The sequence below is a fragment of the Nonomuraea spiralis genome, from assembly GCF_014648435.1.
Classification (GTDB): domain Bacteria; phylum Actinomycetota; class Actinomycetes; order Streptosporangiales; family Streptosporangiaceae; genus Nonomuraea; species Nonomuraea spiralis.
In genome coordinates this window covers 192319-212067 of record NZ_BMRC01000006.1, presented here as the reverse complement: position 1 = coordinate 212067, position 19749 = coordinate 192319, and the positions used below count along the sequence as shown (strand labels likewise).

Sequence of the window (19749 nt, the reverse complement as noted above, 5' to 3'; positions counted from 1 at the left end):
CCGGGCGGGGCCCCGGTTCTGACAACGTGTGGTTAATAAGGCTGCAACCTGGCTGCAAGCGCGACAAATAGCGTTATCGGTAAGCAAGCCGCCGGGCCGCGCGATCACGCTTGCCCACCGCAGGGGCATGGGCAAGACCGTGGAAGATCACGCGGCCTGCCGCTTGCCGTGCGAACCGCCTGCCGGGTAGCCGTTCGAGCCGCTTGCCGGACCGCCGTGAGGGCCGCCGTGCGGGCCGTTGTCCGGGGCGCCGGTCAGGAACGGCTCCAGGAGCCCCGGGACCGCGTGCGCCGCCAGGTCCAGCCCGTCGCCGCGGCCCACGTCCAGCACCTCGTAGTGGCCCCCGCCCGCGGCCGTGCAGGCCGAGACGGTCAGCAGGCCGGAACGCCGCTGGAAGTACGACTGCCTGAACGTCCAGCCGGTGACACCGGCCCGGTCGAGCGCCACCGTACGGCGGACGACCGCGCCGGCGCGCACGACCAGGTGCCGCCCGCCGAGCGCGTGCCCGAGACCCCGATGCCCCTCGGCGGCCAGCCACAACCCCACCGGCAGCGCCAGGACGGGCACCGCCCAGACCCACGCGCGGGACCACGACGCGGGCAGCAGCCACCAGCCGAGCCCGGCGCACGCCGCCAGCACGACCGCCGTCACCAGCGCCCGCACGACCCGCCGCCGCCGCGCGGCCGGCGGGTGCGCCGTCAGCGGCGGGACGCCCGCGCCCGCGATCGAGGCGGCGACGCGGACCGCCTCGGCACGGGGGAGCGGCGGCGTGAGCGCGGCCACGTCCTCGGTCTCGTCCTCCTTCTTGGCCAGGCCGGTCGCGACGGCCTTGACACGCGCGCCGCCGCCCAGCCGGAGCAGCAGCGGCTCGCTGATCTCGACGCCGCGCAGCCGGCGTTCCTCCAGCGTCAGCGAGCGCGTGGTGAGCAGCCCGCGGCGCAGCCTGAGCCGGCCGGGCTCGCGTTCCAGCCGGTAGCGGCCCCAGGACTCGGCGAACAGCAGGAACGCCCCGAGCGCGCCCACGGCCGCGTTGAGCGCCAGCAGCAGCGGGACCGCGAGCCAGGGTTGCCCGCTCACCCAGTCCCACAGGCCGGACGCCGTCCGCGTGGTGACGTCCTTGAGCCCGATGGCGTCCAGCGCCTTGTAGGCCGCGCCCAGGACCACCGCGGCCCCCGTGAACGTCCAGACCGACAGCGGCGCGTACCGGATCCACGACCAGCGCAGCTCGGCCAGGGGGCCGTCCTCGGGCGCGGGCGCGTCCTGGCGCAGCAGCGTACGGCGCAGCGTCTCGGCCGAGTGCCGGTCCAGGGCGTCCAGCACCAGCTCCGAGCCCTCGGCCGCGTGCTCGCCGGTGCCCACCTTGACCACGGTCAGGCCGAACGCCCGGCGTACCGGATCGGCCCGCAGGTCCACGCTGCGCACCCGGTCCAGGGGGATCGAGCGGTGTTGCCGTACGGTCACGCCCGAGCGCAGCTCCAGCCGGTCGGCGGTGAGCCGCCAGGCGGTCGTACGCAGCCGGGCCGTCTCGTAGGCCAGCGCCGCGGCCACGATCAGCACGGCCGCGCCCGCGCAGACGGCCACGATGCCGCCGAGCTCCCAGTCGCGGCCGGTCAGGAAACGCGCCAGCCCGGCCCCCGCGCCCGCCACGAGCGCCAGCGACCTGGCGCCCGCGTTCCACAGGCTCCGGCGGGACAACCGCCGCCAGCCGGTCACGTCGCGTCCCCGGGCGTCGCCTGGGTCCGCGCGGTGAGCCGTTCGGCCAGGTCGGCGGCCAGGCGGTGGTCCAGCGCCGTGATCTTGATCGCCCCGGCGGAGGAGGCGGTGGTCACCGTGACGTCGGCCAGCCCGAACAGCCGCTGCACCGGCCCCCGCGCGGTGTCGACCCGCTGGATCCGCGACATCGGCGCCACCCTCCACGTGTGCGTGAGCCACCCCTGGCGGGTGTAGACCGCCTCGTCGGTGACCTCCCACCGCTGCACCCGGTAGGCCGCCCGCGGCTCGGCCAGCGCCATCAGCAGGCACAGCGCGGCGAACGCCCCCGCCGCCACCCCCAACCCCACCGGACGCTCCGTGAACAGCAGGTACGCCCCCACGGCCGCCACCGCCACCGGCACCAGGAGGAGCAGCCATTGCACCGTCCACCACGACACCGCCCGGCGGTCGGGCCGGTTCCGGGGCGGACGCAGCGAGGTCGTGCTCATCGCCCCTCCCCCGCCCGGCCCGCCGAGCCGGCCACCGCGAGCACCGCGAACCCCAGCACCCCTATGACGACGGCCGCGAAGACCTCGTAACCGTCGAGGAACGGCAGCAGGTTGACCACGAGCAGGCCGTGCGCCCACTGCCACCATCCGAACAGGGTGTTCATCAGGCCGCCGATCCCTTGCAGGACCAGCAGCCAGCCGAACACCTCCGCGATCGCTTTCATGCCACCACCCTCGTCCCGCGGGCGGCGGCCCCGCCTCGGCCATCGGTCTGCGGCGACACCGACTTTGGTCGCTGTCGCCCGGTCCTCGGCAGGGCATAACCTCGACGAATGTGAGGGAGCTGCGGGGGGAGGGCGATCCGGCCCTGGAATACCGGTGGGCGTTGCCGTCGACGCTGCTCGGCGACGGCCGCGGGGGCCGGGTGCGGCGCTCGACCCTCGACTGGGTGTCCGACATCATGCTGTTCCTGCTGGCCAGCGGCCTGACGTTCATCAGCATGGAGGAGCTCAGGAACACGCCCGAGCCGCTGATGGCCATCGAGCAGATCGTGGGGGCGCTGGCGTGCGCGGGCGTGTGGCTGCGGCGGCGCTGGCCGGTGGGGTTCGCGCTGGTGACGATCCTCCTGTCGTCCTATCTGGAGCTGGTCGGCGGGGCCTCGCTGGTGGCGCTGTTCACCGTGGCGGTGCACCGGCCGTTCAAGGTGTCGGGGCCGATCGCGCTGCTGGCGCTGGTCACGCTGGCTCCGTACGTGCTGCTGCGGCCGCAGGAGGACCTGGGGCCGCTGTGGGGGGCGGCCTTCGGGGTGACGGTCGTGGTGGCCGTGTACGGCTGGGGGATCGTCATCCGGGCCAGGCGGCAGCTCGTCTGGTCGCTGCGGCAGCGGGCCGAGACGGCCGCCGAGGACGCCAAACGGCTCGAACGCGAGCGCATCGCCCGCGAGATGCACGACGTGCTGGCCCACCGCATCTCGATGCTGAGCCTGCACGCCGGCGCGCTGGAGTTCCGGCCGGACGCGCCCGCCGCGGAGGTCGCCAGGGCGGCCGGGGCGATCAGGAGCAACGCCCACCTGGCGCTCCAGGACCTGCGCGAGGTGATCGGCGTGCTGCGCCACACCCCGCCGGGCGCCGGCGACCCGGTGCCCGACCGGCCGCAGCCGACGCTCGCCGACCTGCCCACGCTGGTCGAGGAATGCCGGCAGGCGGGCATGGACGTACGCCTCGACCTCAGCGCCGGTGACGGCGCCCCGGCGGCGCTCGGCCGCAACGTCTACCGCATCGTGCAGGAGGCGCTCACCAACGCGCGCAAGCACGCGGACGGCGCGCCGGTGAGCGTGACCGTGGCGGGGGAGCGGGGCGAGGGCGTCTCCGCGGAGGTGCGCAACCCGGTGTGGACGCGGCACGCGCCGCGCATGCCCGGGGCGGGGGCCGGGCTCATCGGGCTGACCGAGCGGGCCGGCCTGGCCGGCGGGCGGCTGGAGCACGGCGTGCGGGACGGTGAGTTCCGGGTCAGCGCCTGGCTGCCGTGGCCGCGGGAGACGGACGGGGACGACAGTTGAGCGACGGAGGGCGGATGGACGCGCCGATCAAGGTGCTGATCGTGGACGACGACGCGATGGTGCGGGCCGGGTTGTCGATGATCCTCGGCGGGGCCGCCGACATCGAGATCGTGGGCGAGGCGGGCGACGGGGCCGAGGTGCCGCCGCGGGTGGCCGAGCACCGGCCCGACGTGGTCCTGATGGACATCCGCATGCCGGGCGTCGACGGGCTCGCCGCGACCGAGGCGCTGCGCCGCACCGCCTCGCCGCCCGAGGTCGTGGTGCTGACCACGTTCCACGCCGACGCCCAGGTCGTACGGGCGCTGCGCGCCGGGGCGGCCGGGTTCCTGCTGAAGGACATCGCGCCCGGCGACCTGGTCGACGCGATCAGGAGGGTGGCCGCGGGGGAGCCGATCCTGTCGCCGGCGGTGACGCGGCAGCTCATCTCGCACGTGTCCGACGGGGGCGGGCGCGACCGTACCGAGCGGGCGCGGGGGCTGCTCGGACGGCTCAGCGAGCGGGAGCGCGAGGTGGCGCTGGCGGTGGGCCAGGGCAGGTCGAACGCCGAGATCGGGCGCGAGTTGTTCATGAGCGTGCCCACGGTCAAGGCGCACGTCTCGCGCATCCTGACCAAGCTCGACCTGAACAACCGGGTGCAGATCGCGTTGCTGGTCTACGACGCTAGCGGGTGAGCAGTTCCTCGATGGCGGCCCGGTGCAGCACCAGGTCGTCGGGGTCGTCCGGCATGGGCTGCTCGCCGAAGTGGATCCTGCGCTGCCACACCCTGGCCATGATGATGCCGTGCCGGAGGGCGGCGTACATTTCATAAAAGTCCATGTCGCGGGGCTCGTAGCCCGTTATTTCGCGATATTTCTGGCAAACGTCGTCGCGGCGCATGAAGTCCGGCATGCCGGGCACGCCCAGCGTGACGGCGAGGTCCTGGAAGAAGCGGTGCAGGAAGATCATCCAGGAGACGTCCAGCTCGCGCGGGCCCACGGCGGCCATCTCCCAGTCGAGCACCGCCACCGGACGGAAATCCTGGTACATCACGTTGCCGATCCGGGCGTCCCCCCAGGTCAGTACGTCGGGACCGGGGGCGTCCGGCCAGTGTGAGTCCAGCCAGTCGAAGGCCCGCTCCAGCACGGGGATCGGCCGCTCCCCATGCGCCCACCGGTAGTAGGCACGCTGGGCCTCGACGTGGGCGCGCAGGCCGTCCGCGCCGCCGGGGACGACCGGGCCGAGCACCCCGACGTCCTCCGCCGTGAACGGCGTCTCGTGCAGGGCCGCCACGAGCCCGACGCTCGCGTCCTGGAGCCGCCGCCGGTCCCCGGGGGCGGCGTCGTGCAGCCACCCCCCGAACGTGTACGGCATGACATCGGGCGGCACCTCGCCCTCGGCCCGTTCCATGACGAAGAACGGCGTGCCGAGCGGCCCGGGGTCGGGCTCGAACCAGAGCGGCCTGGGCGCTGGGATCCCAGCTTTCTCCCTGGCCAGCCGCATGACCTCGAACTGGGCTCGCAGATCGTAGGAGGGGAACACCGGAACGGCTTCCCGCGCAGGTGCGAGCCTGGCCACGCACCGCCTGCCGGCGCCGTCCCACGTGGCGGTGAAGAAGAGCGTCTCGCTGGACATCCCGTTGCCGGAGGGCCGGGACAATTCCGAGACCGTGGCGTCCCCGCCCACCCGGCCGCGTAGCCAGCGGGACGCGCGCTCGCGCAGTTCGTCCAGGTCACGGGTTGATGTACGCATCTGTTCCGTCACCACTCACCTCCACGCCCGGCCGCTGCCCCGGCTCAGTCGTATACCCCCTACCAAGCGCTTGTCTAGGTTCAAGGGACCGTTACGGTCAGGTACGGGAGAGCCGTACCCTTGTCTGAAAGGGCATGTCACGAAGGGACAAGTGGGATGAGTTCAGCGGGTGAAGGCCTGTCTCGCCCGCTTCCTGAGCAGGTGCGCCTCAACGTCGTCGACCTGGCGGCGCAGGTGCTCGGGACGATGCCCGCCGTCTCCGTGCCGGCGCCGCTGCGCGGGATCGCCAAGTTCGACCCCCGCAAGCGCGCCAAGCTCGGCAGTGCGCCGATCGCCGCGCAGTTGGAGAACGACAAGAAGTTCCGTGAGCTGGTCGCCGAGTCCGTGGCCGCCGGCTGGCCCGAGCTGGTCGCCTCCCTGGCCGAGGGCAACGTGCCGCCCGCCGCCGATCCCGTGCTGGTGGCGGCGGCGGCCTATCTGACCAGGCCGCCCGGCTGGGCGGAGATGATCGAGGCCGCCCGCGCCGACCTTGAGCAGTCCGCCGTGGCCGCCGAGGGCTCCGAGCGCGAGGAGGCGGTGGCGCGGCTGCGCGAGCAGCTGGCCGCGCAGAAGACCGCCGCCAAGGAGGAGGCCGACCGGCTGCGCGAGCAGATCAAGGCGGCCCGCGCCGAGAACTCCGACCTGAGACGCAAGCTCCACGAGGCCCGCGAGCGCGCCAAGGCGGCCACCCGCAGGTCCGAGGAGATGGAGCAGGCCGCCGACGACGCCCGCCACGCCGCCTCCACTGCCGGCAACGCGGGCGAGGCCGAGCTGCGGCGGCTGCGCGAGCGGGTGGCCGACGTGGAGAAACAGCTCGAAGCCTCACGCCGGGCCGCCCGCGAGGGCCGCAGCATCGAGGACGCCCGCATCAGGGTGCTGCTCGACGCGCTCCAGGACGCCTCGGCCGGGCTGCGCAGGGAGCTGGCCCTGCCCACCACGATCAGCAGGCCCGCCGACTCGGTCGCCGCCAGCACCGGCGAGCGGCCCGGGGTGCGCGGCGTGCCCGCGCGGGCGCTGGCCGACGACGACCCGCAGCTCCTCGACCAGCTGCTCGCGCTGCCGCAGGTCCACCTGATCATCGACGGCTACAACGTCACGAAGACCGGCTACGGCACGCTCACCCTCGCCGACCAGCGCAACCGGCTGATGACCGGCCTCGGCGGGCTGGTCGCGCAGACCAGGGTCGAGGTGACGGTGGTCTTCGACGGCGCCGAGCTCAACGCGCCGGTGCAGGTGGTGGCGCCGCGCGGGGTGCGGGTGTTGTTCAGCGCGCCGGGCGAGATCGCCGACGACCTCATCCGCCAGCTCGTCCGGGCCGAGCCGCCCGGGCGGGCCATCGCGGTCGTCTCCTCCGACCGCGAGGTGGCCGAGTCCGTACGCCGGATGGGCGCCAGACCGGTTCCGTCTGGTTTGCTGCTGCGCCGGTTGGGCCGCGCATAAGTTACGAATTAGCACCTTTGGTGAGACCCCACTCGCCACTTCTGTACTATTTCGCCCCAGGTGGAATCCCCTGGGAGGCGACGCTGTGAGGGTTGGCCGGGTGGCGGTGGCCGCGGGTCTCGCGATCGGACTGATGACGGTTCCGGCGGGTACGGCACTCGCTGATCCCAAGCCCACGGTCAAGCAGGTCAAGGCGAAGCTCGACAAGCTCAACGACAAGGCCGACAAGGTCGTCGACCGGTACAACACGGCGACGGAGCAGTACAAGAAGGCCAAGAACGCCTACACCAAGCTGAACGACCGCTACAAGCAGAAGCTCCAGACGGTCGCCGAGCTGCGCGCCGAGGTCATCAGGGTGGCGGTGGACGCGTACAAGATGGGCGGGGACGTCACGTCATGGCCCGGCATGGTCGGCGCCGACAACCCCGACCATCTGCTGTCCGGGCTGGCGATGGCCGGGCAGATCTCGCGCGAGCGGCTGGAGAAGCTGACCGCCTTCGACCGCGAGAACAGGGGCCTCAAGGACGAGCGCGACAACGCCCAGACCGCGCTGGCGGAGGCGGACGAGGAACGGGACTCGGTCCAGAAGGAACGGGCCGAGGTGCTGAAGCTGATCGGCGAGCAGAAGAAGCTCCTGGACAAGCTGGACGCGTACAACCCCGGCAACCCCAACAGCACGGGCATCAAGTACACCGGGCCCGCCTCGGGCAGCGCGGCCGCCGTCCTGCGCTTCGCCTTCGCTCAGGTCGGCAAGCCCTACATCTACGGAGGCACGGGACCGCGCGGGTACGACTGCTCGGGCCTGACCCAGGCCGCCTGGCACGCGGCGGGCGTCTCCCTGCCGCGTACGACGTGGCAGCAGTGGGCGTGGGGCGCCGGCCGGAAGGTCGACATCAAGGACCTCCAGCCGGGGGACCTCATCTTCAGCGAGGGCCTCGGTCACGTCAGCATCTACGCGGGCGGCGGCAAGATCGTGCACGCGCCGCAGACGGGCGACGTCGTCAAGGTCGTCCGCCTCGCCGACTACGGCCGCCCGCTCGTCGGCGCCATCCGCCCCTGAGACCGCCCTCGGGCGTGCCCTCCGGGGCGGCTGACAGCGCTGTCGGTCAGTACGGGACGAAAGGTGCGAACGGGACGAACGGGTCCTGACAACCGGGTGCTCCAGGAAGTGTGAGAAGGGTCACATTTGAATAACGGAACCTCTTCTCCAGCAGGACTTCCGTTCTTTACTCACCCCTTTATCTGATCTTTACAACCTGACTGGGACTTTGCCCAACCTTGACCCTTCCGCGTAGCTTCTGGCGTCGCGGCGAACACGCCATGGTCGCTGTGATCAACAAAAATCCGTCGGTCGCCACCGATATCCCCATTCAGGCAAACCCATCAGGTGGCGACCTGCCGAGTCCGTGCAGCCAGGAGGCACGGAGCCGGGGACCCAAAGATCCCGTAATCCCCCGGGATCAGGGGTGAATCGGCGCTTCATCGCGCCGTAGGGCGACTTCCAGGCCCGAATCCGTCAGCTAACCCGGTAGGCGTTCGTGGAAGACACGAGGAGAAATCCTGTCTACCTCCCTGCATAACCCCCGTCTGTCCCGTCTCGCCCTGAAGGGCGTCGCACTCACGATGACCGTGACGGCCGGAGGTGCGGTTCTCCATGCCGTACCGGCCGGGGCGCAGACGGCGAGCGAATCGGCGCTCACGGCGGTGTCCACCACCGCAAGGGCGGCCACCGCCAAGTCGGCGAAGACCGCCAGGTCCGCCAGGTCGGCCAAGGCGGCACGAGTCGCCCGGCAGGCGTCGAAGGCCCGCAGGGCCGTCTCCGCCGCCAAGCACCAGATCGGCGACCCGTACCGGTACGGGGCCACGGGTCCAGGTGCGTTCGACTGCTCCGGTCTCGTCCAGTACGCCTGGAAGAAGGCCGGGGTGAGACTCCCGCGCGTGACGAGCAGCCAGTTCGCCCGCATCAGGCACAAGGTCTCCTGGCGCAACCTCAAGCCGGGCGACCTGATGTTCTTCAACGGGCTGGGCCACGTCGGCATGTACGTCGGCCACGGCAAGATGATCCACTCGCCGCGTACCGGCCAGCGGGTGCGCATCGACAAACTGGGCGGATGGCGGAAGTCGTCGTTCGTCGGCGCGGTGCGACCCGGTGCGTGACCACAGGCCCCTGCCCGGACCCTCCCCGGTCCGGGCGGGGGCCTGTCGCGTGTCCGGCCTCCTGGAGGACTCGTGTGCCCGGCGTCCCGCGAAGGCCGGGGCGTGCGGTCGGTGGGGGCGGCTAGCATCGGGCCGTGTCCTCGCAGGTGCGTCCGTCCCCTCGCGGCGCGCGGCTGCTCCTGCCCGTCCTGTTGCTGGCGGCGCTGCTGACGGCCGCCGACGTGCCGTACGCCGCCGTCCTGCCCGCCGGGGCGCGCGGGTTGTGGGGCGAGGGAGGTCAGGTGGCCCGAGCCGGGCGTTCCGTGGTCGTCGGGCATCACGCCGCGCCCGGACTGCTCGCCGACCTGGCCCGCCGTGCCGACCTCGCAGGTCGCCGGGTCTCGGCGGTGCTCGGCCGGCCGGTACGCCCCCTGGTCGTCGTACCGGACTCCGACGCCGAGGCGGCCGGGCTGGCCGGCACGGGACGGCTCGACGGGCTGGCCGCGGTCGCCGACGGCGGCCGGGTGATCGTCGTGCCCGGCTCCTTCGCGCGGCTCACCCCCACCGGACGCGACGTCGTGCTCACCCACGAGCTCACCCACGTCGCCGCGGGCACCGACCGCCTGCCCGTCTGGCTCTACGAGGGCTTCGCCGACTACGTGGCCTACCGCGACGCCGGGCTCCCCGTCGGGACGGCCGCCGCCGAACTGGCCGCCGAGGTGCGGGCCGGACGACTGCCGAGCGAGTTGCCCGGACCTGCGGCTTTCGCTCCGACCGCCGCGGATCCCGGACGGCTCGCGCGGGCGTACCAGGAGGCGTGGCTGGCGTGTCGATTCCTCGCGGACCGGTTCGGTGACGGGACCCTGGTACGGCTCTACCGTGATGCCCGCGTGGCCGGCGTCGATCAGGCGCTCGCCTCCGTGGGGCTCACCGCCGGGACACTGGCGGCACGGTGGCGCGAGTACGTACGAGAGCAGCTCGCGTGAAGGGGAGGCAGATGAGCGAGGGGAACGACCCGCCCAGGGAGGCGGACGAGCCCGCGGCGGTCGCCAGAGTGGCCGACGAGCCCGGTACGGCGGTCGAGGCGGGGCACGGTGGAGGCGTGGCCATCAGAGACGACGACGGCAGCGCCAGCGACAACAACCCCACCGACCCCCCAACCCCCGTAAACGACCCCACGGCCCCAGCGGCCTCGGTGGGCTCGGTGGGCTCGGCAAGTTCCGGCTCTGGGGAGCCGTCCGGCCACCCCGACGACGCGGAGGACCCCGACACCCACCCGGCCGCGGCCCCGGACACCGACGCGGACGCCGACCCGGACACCGAGGACCCGCGCCATCTCCCGCCCCCCACCCCCGACGACCGCCCCCACGCGGCGGCCACCCCAGGAAAGGACGCCCCGGAAAAGGGCGCCTCAGGGAAGGACACCTCAGGGAAGGACGCTGAGGGGCCGGGTGGGGACGGGAAGTTGGTGGGGGCGGCGGAGCATCTGGTGGAGCGTGAGCGCCGGCGCGCCGAGTCCCGCTCCAGGCGGGCGGCCGGCGCCGCCCTGGCTCTGGTCGGCGGCGTGATCCTGGCCGTGGCCGCGTTCACCACCCCCTGGCGGGTCCTGGCCGCCGGCGCGCCCGCCGTGACCCCCGACCCCGCCCGCGACTTCAGCGCCGCCCAGATCGCCAGGTCGCAGGCGTTCGACGCGGCCACCAGCCTGCCTGGCTACCTCTCGCTCGGCCTCACGGTCCTGTTCGCCGGGCTGCTGGTGCTGACGCCGTTCGCGGCGAAGGTGCTGGGCGTGCTGAGGGGCCCGTGGTGGCTGCGGGTGGTGCTCGGCGTGGTGGTGCTCACCGCGATCACCGAAGCGCTCAGGTGGCCGCTCGGCATGTGGTTCGAGACGATCATGCGCGACTACGGCCTGTCCACCCAGGACTGGGCCGGCTGGACCGCCGACCGGCTCAAGAACACCGGCGTCAGCGTGGTGCTGCTGGCGATCATGTTGCTCGCCCTCGTGGCGCTGGCGCGCAAGGTGCGGCGCTGGTGGATCCCGGCCGCCGTGGGCGCGTTCGCGCTCACCGTGGGCGTGTCGTACGTCTACCCGGTGGTGTTCGAGCCGCTGTTCAACGACTTCACCTCCATGCCGCAGGGCACGCTCCGGACGGAGCTGCTGGCCATGGCCGAACGGGACGGCGTCCCGGTCGAGGACGTGCTGGTCGCCGACGCCTCGCGGCGTACCACGGCGCTCAACGCGTACGTGTCGGGCTTCGGCGCCACGCGCCGCATCGTCGTCTACGACACGCTGCTCAAGGCGCCGGAGTCGGAGGTCGAGCTGGTGGTGGCGCACGAGCTGGGCCACGCCAAGCACGCCGACGTGCTCGACGGCACGCTGCTCGGCGGCCTGCTGGCCGGGTTCGGGGCGATCGGCCTGTTCCTGCTGGTCGGCCCGCTGCGGCGGCGTACGGGGATCGCGTCGGTGGCCGACCCGCGCGCGGTCGGCGTGCTCATGGGCGTGATGACCCTGGCCTCGCTGGTCTCCGACCCGGCCCAGAACCTGATCACGCGCCACGTGGAGGCGCGGGCCGACGTGCACGCCCTCGACCTGACCAGGGATCCGGCCACGTTCGTCGCGATGCAGAAGCGCCTGGCGATAACCAACATTTCCGACTTGTCGCCGGATGCGGTGGAATATGTGCTCTATGCCTCCCATCCATCCAGCCCCGAGCGCATCGCCATGGCCCGCTCGTGGGCGAGACTGAACGGCGTCCCCGAGCCGTGACCGACGTGGTCATCGTGACGAACGACTTCCCGCCCAGACCGGGCGGCATCCAGTCGTTCGTGCACGGACTCGCGCTCCGCACGCCGGGTGTGGCCGTCTACGCCCCCACCTGGCCGGGCTGCGAGGAGTTCGACCGGCGTCAGCCGTACCGGGTCGTGCGGCACCCGACGCGGCTGATGTTGCCCACCCCGGCCGTCGCGCGCGCGACGGCCGGGCTGGTGGCCGAGCACCGCGCCACGACCGTGGTCTTCGGCGCGGCCGCGCCGCTCGGCCTGCTCGCCCCCCGCCTGCGGGCGGCGGGCGCGCGGCGCGTGGTGATGCTCACCCACGGCCACGAGGCGTCGTGGGCGGGCGCGCCCGGCTTCCGCTCGGTGCTGCGCCGGATCGGCGCGCACGCCGACGTGGTGACCTACCTGGGCGACTACACGCGCGAGCGCCTGGCGGCGGCGATCCCCCCGCACAAGCTCGTACGGCTCGCGCCCGGCGTGGACACCGGCCAGTTCCACCCGGACGCGGCCAAGGCGGCGCTCGGCCTCGACGGCCGGCCGGTGGTGGCCTGCGTGTCCAGGCTGGTCCCGCGCAAGGGCCAGGACCAGCTCATCAGGGCCTGGCCCCGGGTGCTGCGCGCGGTGCCGGGCGCGGTGCTGCTGCTCGTCGGCGGCGGGCCGTACCGGGCGCGGCTGGAGCGCTTGGCGGGCGGGCACGAGTCCATCAGGTTCACCGGCACGGTCCCCGCCGCGAGCCTGCCCGGTTACTACGCGGCGGCCGACGTCTTCGCGATGCCCTGCCGTACCCGCTGGAACGGCGTGGACGTGGAGGGCCTCGGGATCGTGTTCCTGGAGGCGTCGGCGACCGGCCTGCCGGTGGTCGCGGGCAACTCCGGCGGCGCGCCGGACGCCGTACGGCCGGGGGAGACCGGGCTCGTCGTGGACGGCGAGGACGTCGCGGACGTGGCGCAGGCACTCGTCGACCTGCTCGGCGACCCCGGACGCGCCCGCAAGATGGGCACGTGCGGCCGCGACTGGATCACCCGCGAGTGGACGTGGGACCAGGCCGCCGCCCGCTTCCACGCCCTCCTCTGAGCCCTCCTCCTAACCTTTGGTGGACCCCAGCGTGAGCCCGGCGACGAACTGCTTGTGCAGGAGCTGGAAGACGATCAGCGTGGGCAGCGCCACCAGCACGGACCCGGCCGCCAGCAGGTTGTAGTCGGTGAAGAACTGGCCGCGCAGGTTGTTCAGCGCGGAGGTCACCGGCAGCTTGTCGCCCGAGGACATCAGCACCAGCGCCCACAGGAAGTCGTTGTACATCCAGGTGAACTGCAGGGTGGACAGCGCCGCCAGCACCGGCCGGCACAACGGCAGCGTGAGCCGCCAGTAGCGTTTCCACACGCTCGCCCCGTCCACGAGCGCCGCCTCGGTGATCTCCTCCGGGATCGTGCGCATGAAGTTCGCCATCACGAAGACGCAGAAGCCGAACTGGAACGCCACGTGGATGAGGATCAGCCCGAGGTAGGAGTCGTAGAGCGACTGGGAGTCCGACAACCAGGCGGGCAGCGGGACCAGCGTGTACAGGGTGTAGAGCGGGGTGATGAGCACCTGCGGCGGCAGCAGGTTCCCGGCGGTGAACACGATCAGCAGCACCTTGCGCCCGGGGATGCGCAGCCGCGCGATGGCGAACGCCGTGAACGAGGCCAGGAACAGCGTGACCAGCACGCCCGGGACGACGATGATCAGCGTGTTCAGGTAGTAGTGCGGCAGTTCGGCCTGGCCCCACGCCTTGGCGTAGTAGTCGAACGTGAGGTGCTCGGGCAGCGAGAAGTAGCCGAGCCTCGCCGTCTCCTCGTACGGCCGCAGCGAGGCGTAGACCGACAGGGCCAGCGGGAGGAGCCAGCCCAGCGCGACCAGCGCCAGGAAGGCGTGCAGCAGGATCCGCAGCGGCCGGACGGGCCGGCGCGCGGGCGCCCGCCGGTCCTGGGCCGGGGGAGCGGGGGCGGGCGCGGTGAGCGTCATCGCTCCTCCTTGAACAGCTGCGACAGGTACGTGACGATGAACCCGAGCGAGATCACCAGCAGGATCACGGCGATGGCCGAGCCGAAGCCGATGCGGCTGGCCTCGCCCACGATGTTCTCGGTGACCAGCACCGACAGCAGTTCCAGGCCGTTCCTGCCCTTGTTGATGGCGTAGACGATGTCGAACGCGCGCAGCGCCTCGATCACGGTGATGACCAGCACGATCACGTTGACCGGCCGCAGCGTCGGGAACACCACGCGGAAGAACGTCTGCGACTCGTTGGCCCCGTCGATGGCGGCGGCCTCCTTCAGCGCCGGGTCCACGGCCTTCAGCCCGGCCAGGTAGATGATCATGACGTAGCCGACGTGCCGCCAGCCGGCCGCGACCATCACGACCCAGATGTTGATCGACCGGTCGCCCAGCCAGTCCACGGTCAGCCCGGTCACCGCGTTCAGCACGCCGTAGTCGGAGGAGTAGACGAGCTGGGCGATGAAGCCGACCACGGCCAGCGACAACACGACGGGCAGGTACAGGGCGCTCTGGTAGACCCGCGACAGGCGCAGCCGCCGGTCCAGCAGCACCGCGCAGAACAGCCCGAACGGCGTGGCGACCAGCCCCAGGAAGCCCAGCCACAACACGTTGTTGCGGACGGCCGACCAGAACGGCGGATACTCGGTGGCCAGGTCGTGGTAGTTGCGCCCGCCCACCCACTCGATCGGCCCGATGCCGTTCCAGTCGGTGCCGGACAGCGCGGCGGAGGCCAGCGTGGGCCCCCAGATGAGACCCACGTTGACGATGACGGCCATCCCCAGCCCGATGACCAGGATGGTCACGTCGCGGGCGGAGTAGCGACGGGTTTTGACGGTCATCAGCGGAAGATGTTGGCCTTCTGCTTCTCGATGCTCACCAGCAGGGAGTCGATCTCGTCCGGCTTGCCGACGAACGACTGCAGGGACGGGATCATCACGGTGGAGGCGAAGTCGGGGCGGGTGTCGCGGTCGAGGAACTGGGCCAGGTGGGTGGCCTGGGAGACCAGCTCGGCGCCGCGCTTCTGCAGGGCGCTGTAGCCGCCGGTGTCGGCCTTGGAGCTGGCCGCGAGCGTGCCGGGGTCGAGCTTGGTGGCCTCGTTCTGGGAGGAGCCCTTGGCCAGGTGCTTGAGCAGCGCCTTGGCGCCGTCCACGTTCCTGGCCTTGGCCGAGATCATGTAGCCGTCGATGGGGGCGTCGATCGAGTCGGTGCCGTAGGCGGGGTTGATCTCGGGGAAGGTGAAGAAGTCGATGTCGTCGCGGTCGGCCTCGGGGAACTGCTGGGCGACGAACATGCCGAGCAGCATCATGCCGGTCTTCTTCTGCGCGAGCGACTGCCCGGCCTCCTGCCACGTACGCCCGAGCGCGGCCGGCTGGTGGTACTCCATCAGCCCCCGCCAGGTGTCGAACACCTGCTTGACCCGGGGGTCGGTCCACGACTCCTTGCCCGCCATGAGCGAGATGTGGAAGTCGTAGCCGTTCGTACGCATGTTCAGGATGTCGAACGTGCCCATCGCCGGCCAGCCGTCCTTGTCGGCGAACGCGAACGGGATCAGCCCGTCGGCCTTCATCTTCCTGGCCAGCGCGGTGAGCTCGTCCAGGGTCTTGGGGGGCTCGTACCCCTTGGACTGCCACACGCTCTTGCGGTAGAAGACCGCCCACGGGTAGTAGGTGAACGGCACGAAGTACTGCTTGCCGTCGACGCCGGTCGACTGGTCCTTGAACGCCTGCGTGTAGTCGCCCCCGATCTCCTGCCACACGTCGGAGATGTCGGTCGCGAGCCCCTGCTCGGCGAAGAACTGCATCCGGTATCCGGCGAACCAGGTGAACACGTCGTCGGGCGTGCCCTTGAGATAGCGGTTGATGTTCTCCTGGAACGTGTTGTGGTCCACCGTGTTGATCTTCGTGGTGGCCTGGGTGAAGCCCTTGAGCACGGTCTCCAGGGACTTCTTGGGGATCTCGTCCGAGGCGTTGGATCCGATCGTGACCGTGCCCAGGCCGTTCGAGGACCTGCCGGGCGCGGTGGAGGTGCTGTCGGACCCGCAGCCGACGAGAACGGCGGGCACGCCGAACGCGGCGGCTCCGAGAAGTAGATGGCGGCGGGAGATCGGCATGCGTTGGTCCATGATGGTTCCTCCTTGCCGGACCCTTCAGATTCCCCCGAGTTCGCTCACACCCATTCATCGAAAGACGAACATCTACGACTGTCAACGCACGTTTTCATGACGGTTTCGACGCATTCACCGGGTCGGTGCCATGTCATGATGCGAACGGGATGGTGTCGGAACCTGTTGGGATCTGGTGATGCGATGCTCGCCCCACAGCGTCAGCAGGCGATTCTGGACCTCGTCCGGCAGAACGGCGGCGTCCGGGTCGTGGACCTGGTGCGCACGTTCGGCGTCTCCGACATCACGATCCGGCGCGACCTGGAGACGCTGGCCGACCGGGGCCTGCTGGCCAAGGTGCACGGCGGCGCCACCACCATCGGCTCCACGAACGAGCCCGGCTTCGCCGCGAAGTCCGTCCAGCAGGAGGAGGAGAAGCGGGCCATCGCCGGCCACGCGGCCACACTGGTACGCCCGGGGACGGCCGTGGCCCTGTCGGCCGGCACCACCACCTGGACGCTCGCCCACCACCTGGGCTCGGTCGTCGGCCTGACCATCGTGACGAACTCCGTCCGGATCGCCGACGTCTTCCAGCACACCGGCCGGCCCGACCAGACGGTCGTGCTCACCGGCGGCGTACGCACCCCCTCGGACGCGCTCGTCGGCCCGGTCGCCGTGGCCGCGATCCGGCAGCTCAACGTGGACCTGCTCTTCCTGGGCGTGCACGGCATGACCGTCCGGGCGGGCTTCACCACCCCGAACATGATGGAGGCCGAGACCGACCGGGCCCTGGTCGAGGCGGCCTCCCGGCTGGTGGTCCTGGCCGACCACACCAAGTGGGGCACGGTGGGCATCAGCACGATCGCCGAACTCGGCGAGGCCGACGTGGTCATCTCCGACACCGGCCTGCCGGGGCCGGCCAGGGACGCGCTGTCGGAGCGTGCGGGCCGGCTCGTCCTGGCGGACACGCGGCCCGTCACCAGATGACGGGCCGCGCCGTCGGCGTCGGCGGTACACCCGGCCTCACGCGGCCGCCGCCGAGAGCCGGTCGTACTGCTCGTCGGAGAGCTTGACCGACAGGGCGGCCACGTTCTCCTCCAGGTGCCCGATCGAGGACGTGCCCGGGATCGGGATCACGGTGGGGGAGCGTCGCAGCAGCCAGGCGAGCGACGCCTGGGCCGGGGTGACGCCGATCTCGGCCGCCACCGCCGCCAGCGGCGTGCCGGGCCCGGCGTGGGAGCCCGCCGCGATCGGGAAGAACGGCAGGAACGCGATGCCGTGCGTGGTGGCGTGCTCCACGACGTCCTCGTGCTGCCGGGCGGCCAGGTTGTACAGGTTCTGCACGGCCGCGATCGGCGTGATCTCCGCCGCCTGGCGCAGTTCCTCGGCGCTCACCTCCGACAGGCCGATGTGCCGGACCTTACCCTCGTCCCTGAGCTGCTTGAGCGCGCCGATCTGGTCGGCGAGCGGGTAGGCGGGGTCGAGGCGGTGGAGCTGCAGCAGGTCGATGCGCTCCACCCGCAGCCGCCGCAGGCTCAGCTCGGCCTGCTGGCGCAGGTAGGCTGGGTGGCCGAGCGGCACCCACTCGGCGGGCGAGGGCCGCAGCACGCCGATCTTGGTGGCCACCGCCACCCCGTCCCCGTACGGGTGCAGCGCCTCGGCGATCAGCTCCTCGCCGGCGCCGAGCGCGTAGGAGTCGGCGGTGTCGAAGAGGTTCACGCCCACCTCGACAGCCCTGCGCAACAGGGCCACGGCCCCCGCCCGGTCCGCCGGGGCCCGCCAGATGGGCGCCTCCAGAGCCGAACGCGCCGGGTCGGGGGCGTCGGCCAGCCGCATGGCCCCGTAGCCGATGCGGCGTACCTCCAGGTCTCCGCCAATAGTGAACGTCTGTACAGTTTCGCGAGGAATTTCTCTCATGGACGTCACGCTAGAAGCTCACATAGATGTGAGATGCAAGCGGGTGTGAGGAGCATCACGTGAAGATCGGCACGCTCTCCGCGGAGACCGGGGTCAGCCCCCGGCTGCTGCGCTACTACGAGGAGCAGGGGCTGCTGACCTCGTACCGGGCCGAGGGCGGCCACCGGCGCTACGACCTGGACGCGCCCGTCGTGGTCCGGCGCATCCGTACGCTGCTCGCCGCCGGCCTGCCGACCAGAGTGATCAAGGACGTGCTCCCGTGCGCCTCCGGCTCCGGCGAGGTGCTGGACGCGTGCACGCTCGACCGGCTCCGCGGCCGGCTCACCGGCCTGGACGAGCAGCTCGCCGAGCTCACCGCCACCCGCCAGGCCCTGTCCGCGATCCTGACCGCCACCGAACGCGCCGGCACCCTGGCCGGAGCCGCCGCCTGACATCCGGGGCCGGGGCAGACGAGTGTCACCTTGAGGGGTGATGTCACGCTCTGTGCCTGATGTCTAGAGTTCGACACATGGCGGACCGCCCCCGGATGACCCTGCCGACGATGCTGGTGCTGCGCGTGCTGCTGGCCGACCCGGCCGAACGCCGCTACGGGCTGGAACTGTGCGAGCTCACACGCCAGCACTCCGGCACCGTCTACCCGATCCTGGCCCGGCTGGAGCGCGAGTTCGGCTGGCTCGAACGCCGTGTGGAGTCCCCGGCCGAGCACCTGCCCGAAGGACGCCGCGCCCGCCACTACTACGTACTGACCGAGGAAGGCGCCGTACGCGCCCGCGCCGCCCTCGACGAGGCCGAGCGCTCGCGTACGGTCCCCAGCCTCCGGACGGCGACGACATGACCGGCCCGCCCACCCCGCCGCCCTGGCTCCGCGCCGGGCTCACGGCCAGATTCACCTCCGGCGAGCGTGACAGGATCCGGCGCGCCCACGAGTTCGCCGCCCGCCGCCACGCCGGTCAGGTACGCAAGAGCGGCGATCCGTACATCACCCACCCGGTCGCCGTGGCGGAGATCGCCCTCGACGCCGGCCTCGACTGCGACGTCGTCTGCGCCGCCCTGCTGCACGACGTGATCGAGGACACCGGATGCGAGGCCGGGCTGATCCGCGCGGAGTTCGGTGACGAGGTGACGGCCCTGGTGGAGGGCATGACCGCGCTGGAACGCGGGCCCGAGCAGGCGGTTCTCGACGTGGCCGACGACCGCGTCCTCGCGCTGAAGGTGTTCGACCGGCTGCACAACATGCGTACCCTCCAGCCCCTCGACCAGGCGAGGCGGGAGCTGAAGAGCCGGCAGACCCTCGCCGTCGTCGCCCCGGTCGCCGCGCGGCTCGGCCTGCGGGCCGTCGCGGCCGAGCTCGAATCGATCGCCCGCCGCAACCTGCCCGGGGACACGGCCTGTCGCGTGCTCGCCCTCGGCTCGCTGCTCCTGCCCAGGGCCCACAGGGACACTCACCTGGACGAATGGCTGGGCGAGCTCGACGTGCTGCGGGACCGCCGGGCCCGCGCCCGCTTCGCGTTCGGGCTGGTACGCGCCCTGCCCGCGCTGTCACTGACCCTGCGCCGCCCACCCTCCGGCGCCACACCCGCCCCGCTGCCGATCGCGCAGCTCCGGGCCACCGGGCGCAGGGTCCTGTGCTGGATCCTGCGGTCGGAGCTGCGTACGTGGACCCCGCTGACGCTGCTGCTGGCCTGGGTGGTGCTGGCGGCCGCGCGGAACAGCCCGGCCGACGCGGTGGTCACCCTCATCACCGTGCCTCCCGTCCTGCACGCGGGCGTCAGGAGCCTGCGCGCCAGGCTCGGCCCCCCACCGTGAGCACGGCGGACCGGCCGAGC

The 19749-nt window shown here is 72.0% G+C and carries 20 protein-coding genes and 1 riboswitch; of the genes, 12 read left to right on the top strand and 8 right to left on the bottom strand.

All coding sequences use genetic code 11. The features are described 5' to 3' along the window. Positions 1-147: 147 nt before the first annotated feature. Genes IEZ27_RS16700 through IEZ27_RS16690 form a run of 3 tightly spaced genes read right to left on the bottom strand, consistent with a single transcriptional unit; the run spans position 148 to position 2425 of the window. On the bottom strand, positions 148-1713 hold the full coding sequence (locus tag IEZ27_RS16700; RefSeq protein ID WP_189648042.1) for a PH domain-containing protein: 1566 nt from the start codon (positions 1711-1713) through the stop codon (positions 148-150). Next, positions 1710-2201, bottom strand: a complete 492-nt coding sequence (locus IEZ27_RS16695) for a PH domain-containing protein (RefSeq protein WP_189648041.1) — start codon at positions 2199-2201, stop codon at positions 1710-1712. The genes IEZ27_RS16700 and IEZ27_RS16695 overlap by 4 nt, the downstream gene beginning before the upstream one ends. Further along, positions 2198-2425 (bottom strand): hypothetical protein, encoded by a 228-nt coding sequence (locus IEZ27_RS16690; RefSeq protein WP_189648040.1) that lies wholly within the window; start codon positions 2423-2425, stop codon positions 2198-2200. Before IEZ27_RS16690 ends, IEZ27_RS16695 begins: the two co-directional genes overlap by 4 nt. A gap of 110 nt (positions 2426-2535) precedes the next feature. Here IEZ27_RS16690 and IEZ27_RS16685 point away from each other — a divergent pair, with 110 nt between their 5' ends. After that, on the top strand, positions 2536-3759 hold the full coding sequence (locus tag IEZ27_RS16685; RefSeq protein WP_229824048.1) for a sensor histidine kinase: 1224 nt from the start codon (positions 2536-2538) through the stop codon (positions 3757-3759). A gap of 14 nt (positions 3760-3773) precedes the next feature. Beyond that, positions 3774-4430 (top strand): response regulator, encoded by a 657-nt coding sequence (locus IEZ27_RS16680; protein ID WP_125630751.1) that lies wholly within the window; start codon positions 3774-3776, stop codon positions 4428-4430. Here the strand turns inward: IEZ27_RS16680 and IEZ27_RS16675 are convergent. Next, entirely contained in the window at positions 4420-5487 is a 1068-nt protein-coding gene (locus IEZ27_RS16675; RefSeq protein WP_189648039.1) for a phosphotransferase family protein, read from the bottom strand. The two genes, IEZ27_RS16680 and IEZ27_RS16675, sit on opposite strands and share 11 nt — an antisense overlap. Positions 5488-5688: 201 nt before the next feature. Between IEZ27_RS16675 and IEZ27_RS16670 the strand changes: the two genes are divergently transcribed. The 6 genes from IEZ27_RS16670 to IEZ27_RS16645 all read left to right on the top strand — a co-directional run bounded on the left by IEZ27_RS16670 (position 5689) and on the right by IEZ27_RS16645 (position 12948). Further along, complete coding sequence (locus tag IEZ27_RS16670) at positions 5689-6966, top strand: NYN domain-containing protein (RefSeq protein ID WP_229824047.1); 1278 nt, start codon at positions 5689-5691, stop codon at positions 6964-6966. Positions 6967-7051: 85 nt separating this feature from the next. Next, positions 7052-8026 (top strand): C40 family peptidase, encoded by a 975-nt coding sequence (locus IEZ27_RS16665; protein WP_229824046.1) that lies wholly within the window; start codon positions 7052-7054, stop codon positions 8024-8026. Positions 8027-8352: 326 nt separating this feature from the next. Then, positions 8353-8516, top strand: a riboswitch (cyclic di-AMP (ydaO/yuaA leader). Between the two features lie 154 nt (positions 8517-8670). Beyond that, positions 8671-9123: a C40 family peptidase gene (locus tag IEZ27_RS16660; protein WP_229824045.1), complete on the top strand. Its 453-nt coding sequence runs from the start codon at positions 8671-8673 to the stop codon at positions 9121-9123. A 134-nt stretch (positions 9124-9257) separates the two neighbouring features. Then, positions 9258-10088 (top strand): gluzincin family metallopeptidase, encoded by an 831-nt coding sequence (locus tag IEZ27_RS16655; protein ID WP_189648036.1) that lies wholly within the window; start codon positions 9258-9260, stop codon positions 10086-10088. An 11-nt stretch (positions 10089-10099) separates the two neighbouring features. After that, on the top strand, positions 10100-11866 hold the full coding sequence (locus tag IEZ27_RS16650; RefSeq protein ID WP_189648035.1) for a M48 family metallopeptidase: 1767 nt from the start codon (positions 10100-10102) through the stop codon (positions 11864-11866). Continuing rightward, positions 11863-12948 carry a glycosyltransferase family 4 protein gene (locus IEZ27_RS16645; protein ID WP_189648326.1) on the top strand — a complete coding sequence of 362 codons (1086 nt, stop codon included), beginning with the start codon at positions 11863-11865 and terminating at the stop codon, positions 12946-12948. The genes IEZ27_RS16650 and IEZ27_RS16645 overlap by 4 nt, the downstream gene beginning before the upstream one ends. A gap of 9 nt (positions 12949-12957) precedes the next feature. On the opposite strand, the gene IEZ27_RS16640 is transcribed toward IEZ27_RS16645, so the two are convergent. The 3 genes from IEZ27_RS16640 to IEZ27_RS16630 are packed head-to-tail and all read right to left on the bottom strand — an operon-like array spanning position 12958 to position 16027. Further along, positions 12958-13875: a carbohydrate ABC transporter permease gene (locus tag IEZ27_RS16640; RefSeq protein ID WP_189648034.1), complete on the bottom strand. Its 918-nt coding sequence runs from the start codon at positions 13873-13875 to the stop codon at positions 12958-12960. Next, positions 13872-14744, bottom strand: coding sequence for a carbohydrate ABC transporter permease (locus IEZ27_RS16635; RefSeq protein ID WP_125630737.1), 873 nt, complete (start codon positions 14742-14744; stop codon positions 13872-13874). The genes IEZ27_RS16640 and IEZ27_RS16635 overlap by 4 nt, the downstream gene beginning before the upstream one ends. Next, on the bottom strand, positions 14744-16027 hold the full coding sequence (locus tag IEZ27_RS16630) for an ABC transporter substrate-binding protein (protein ID WP_229824044.1): 1284 nt from the start codon (positions 16025-16027) through the stop codon (positions 14744-14746). Before IEZ27_RS16630 ends, IEZ27_RS16635 begins: the two co-directional genes overlap by 1 nt. 183 nt (positions 16028-16210) lie before the next feature. Here IEZ27_RS16630 and IEZ27_RS16625 point away from each other — a divergent pair, with 183 nt between their 5' ends. Continuing rightward, positions 16211-16993, top strand: coding sequence for a DeoR/GlpR family DNA-binding transcription regulator (locus IEZ27_RS16625; RefSeq protein ID WP_189648033.1), 783 nt, complete (start codon positions 16211-16213; stop codon positions 16991-16993). A gap of 36 nt (positions 16994-17029) precedes the next feature. Here IEZ27_RS16625 and IEZ27_RS16620 read toward each other — a convergent pair whose 3' ends face one another. Next, positions 17030-17923, bottom strand: coding sequence for an aldo/keto reductase (locus IEZ27_RS16620; RefSeq protein WP_189648032.1), 894 nt, complete (start codon positions 17921-17923; stop codon positions 17030-17032). A gap of 59 nt (positions 17924-17982) precedes the next feature. Between IEZ27_RS16620 and IEZ27_RS16615 the strand changes: the two genes are divergently transcribed. The 3 genes from IEZ27_RS16615 to IEZ27_RS16605 all read left to right on the top strand — a co-directional run bounded on the left by IEZ27_RS16615 (position 17983) and on the right by IEZ27_RS16605 (position 19729). Further along, the gene (locus IEZ27_RS16615) at positions 17983-18354 is read left to right on the top strand and encodes a MerR family transcriptional regulator (protein WP_189648031.1); all 372 of its coding nucleotides are present in this window, start codon (positions 17983-17985) and stop codon (positions 18352-18354) included. A gap of 77 nt (positions 18355-18431) precedes the next feature. Continuing rightward, positions 18432-18758 (top strand): PadR family transcriptional regulator, encoded by a 327-nt coding sequence (locus tag IEZ27_RS16610; protein WP_229824043.1) that lies wholly within the window; start codon positions 18432-18434, stop codon positions 18756-18758. Continuing rightward, on the top strand, positions 18755-19729 hold the full coding sequence (locus IEZ27_RS16605; RefSeq protein ID WP_189648030.1) for an HD domain-containing protein: 975 nt from the start codon (positions 18755-18757) through the stop codon (positions 19727-19729). Before IEZ27_RS16610 ends, IEZ27_RS16605 begins: the two co-directional genes overlap by 4 nt. Positions 19730-19749: the final 20 nt, after the last annotated feature.

Coding starts and splice junctions, on each gene's coding strand:
- IEZ27_RS16695 (WP_189648041.1), bottom strand. CDS start 2,201: ATGAGCACGACCTCGCTGCGTCCGCCCCGGAACCGGCCCGACCGCCGG.
- IEZ27_RS16690 (WP_189648040.1), bottom strand. CDS start 2,425: ATGAAAGCGATCGCGGAGGTGTTCGGCTGGCTGCTGGTCCTGCAAGGG.
- IEZ27_RS16680 (WP_125630751.1), top strand. CDS start 3,774: ATGGACGCGCCGATCAAGGTGCTGATCGTGGACGACGACGCGATGGTG.
- IEZ27_RS16675 (WP_189648039.1), bottom strand. CDS start 5,487: ATGCGTACATCAACCCGTGACCTGGACGAACTGCGCGAGCGCGCGTCC.
- IEZ27_RS16650 (WP_189648035.1), top strand. CDS start 10,100: ATGAGCGAGGGGAACGACCCGCCCAGGGAGGCGGACGAGCCCGCGGCG.
- IEZ27_RS16640 (WP_189648034.1), bottom strand. CDS start 13,875: ATGACGCTCACCGCGCCCGCCCCCGCTCCCCCGGCCCAGGACCGGCGG.
- IEZ27_RS16635 (WP_125630737.1), bottom strand. CDS start 14,744: ATGACCGTCAAAACCCGTCGCTACTCCGCCCGCGACGTGACCATCCTG.
- IEZ27_RS16630 (WP_229824044.1), bottom strand. CDS start 16,027: ATGGACCAACGCATGCCGATCTCCCGCCGCCATCTACTTCTCGGAGCC.
- IEZ27_RS16625 (WP_189648033.1), top strand. CDS start 16,211: ATGCTCGCCCCACAGCGTCAGCAGGCGATTCTGGACCTCGTCCGGCAG.
- IEZ27_RS16620 (WP_189648032.1), bottom strand. CDS start 17,923: ATGAGAGAAATTCCTCGCGAAACTGTACAGACGTTCACTATTGGCGGA.
- IEZ27_RS16610 (WP_229824043.1), top strand. CDS start 18,432: ATGGCGGACCGCCCCCGGATGACCCTGCCGACGATGCTGGTGCTGCGC.
- IEZ27_RS16605 (WP_189648030.1), top strand. CDS start 18,755: ATGACCGGCCCGCCCACCCCGCCGCCCTGGCTCCGCGCCGGGCTCACG.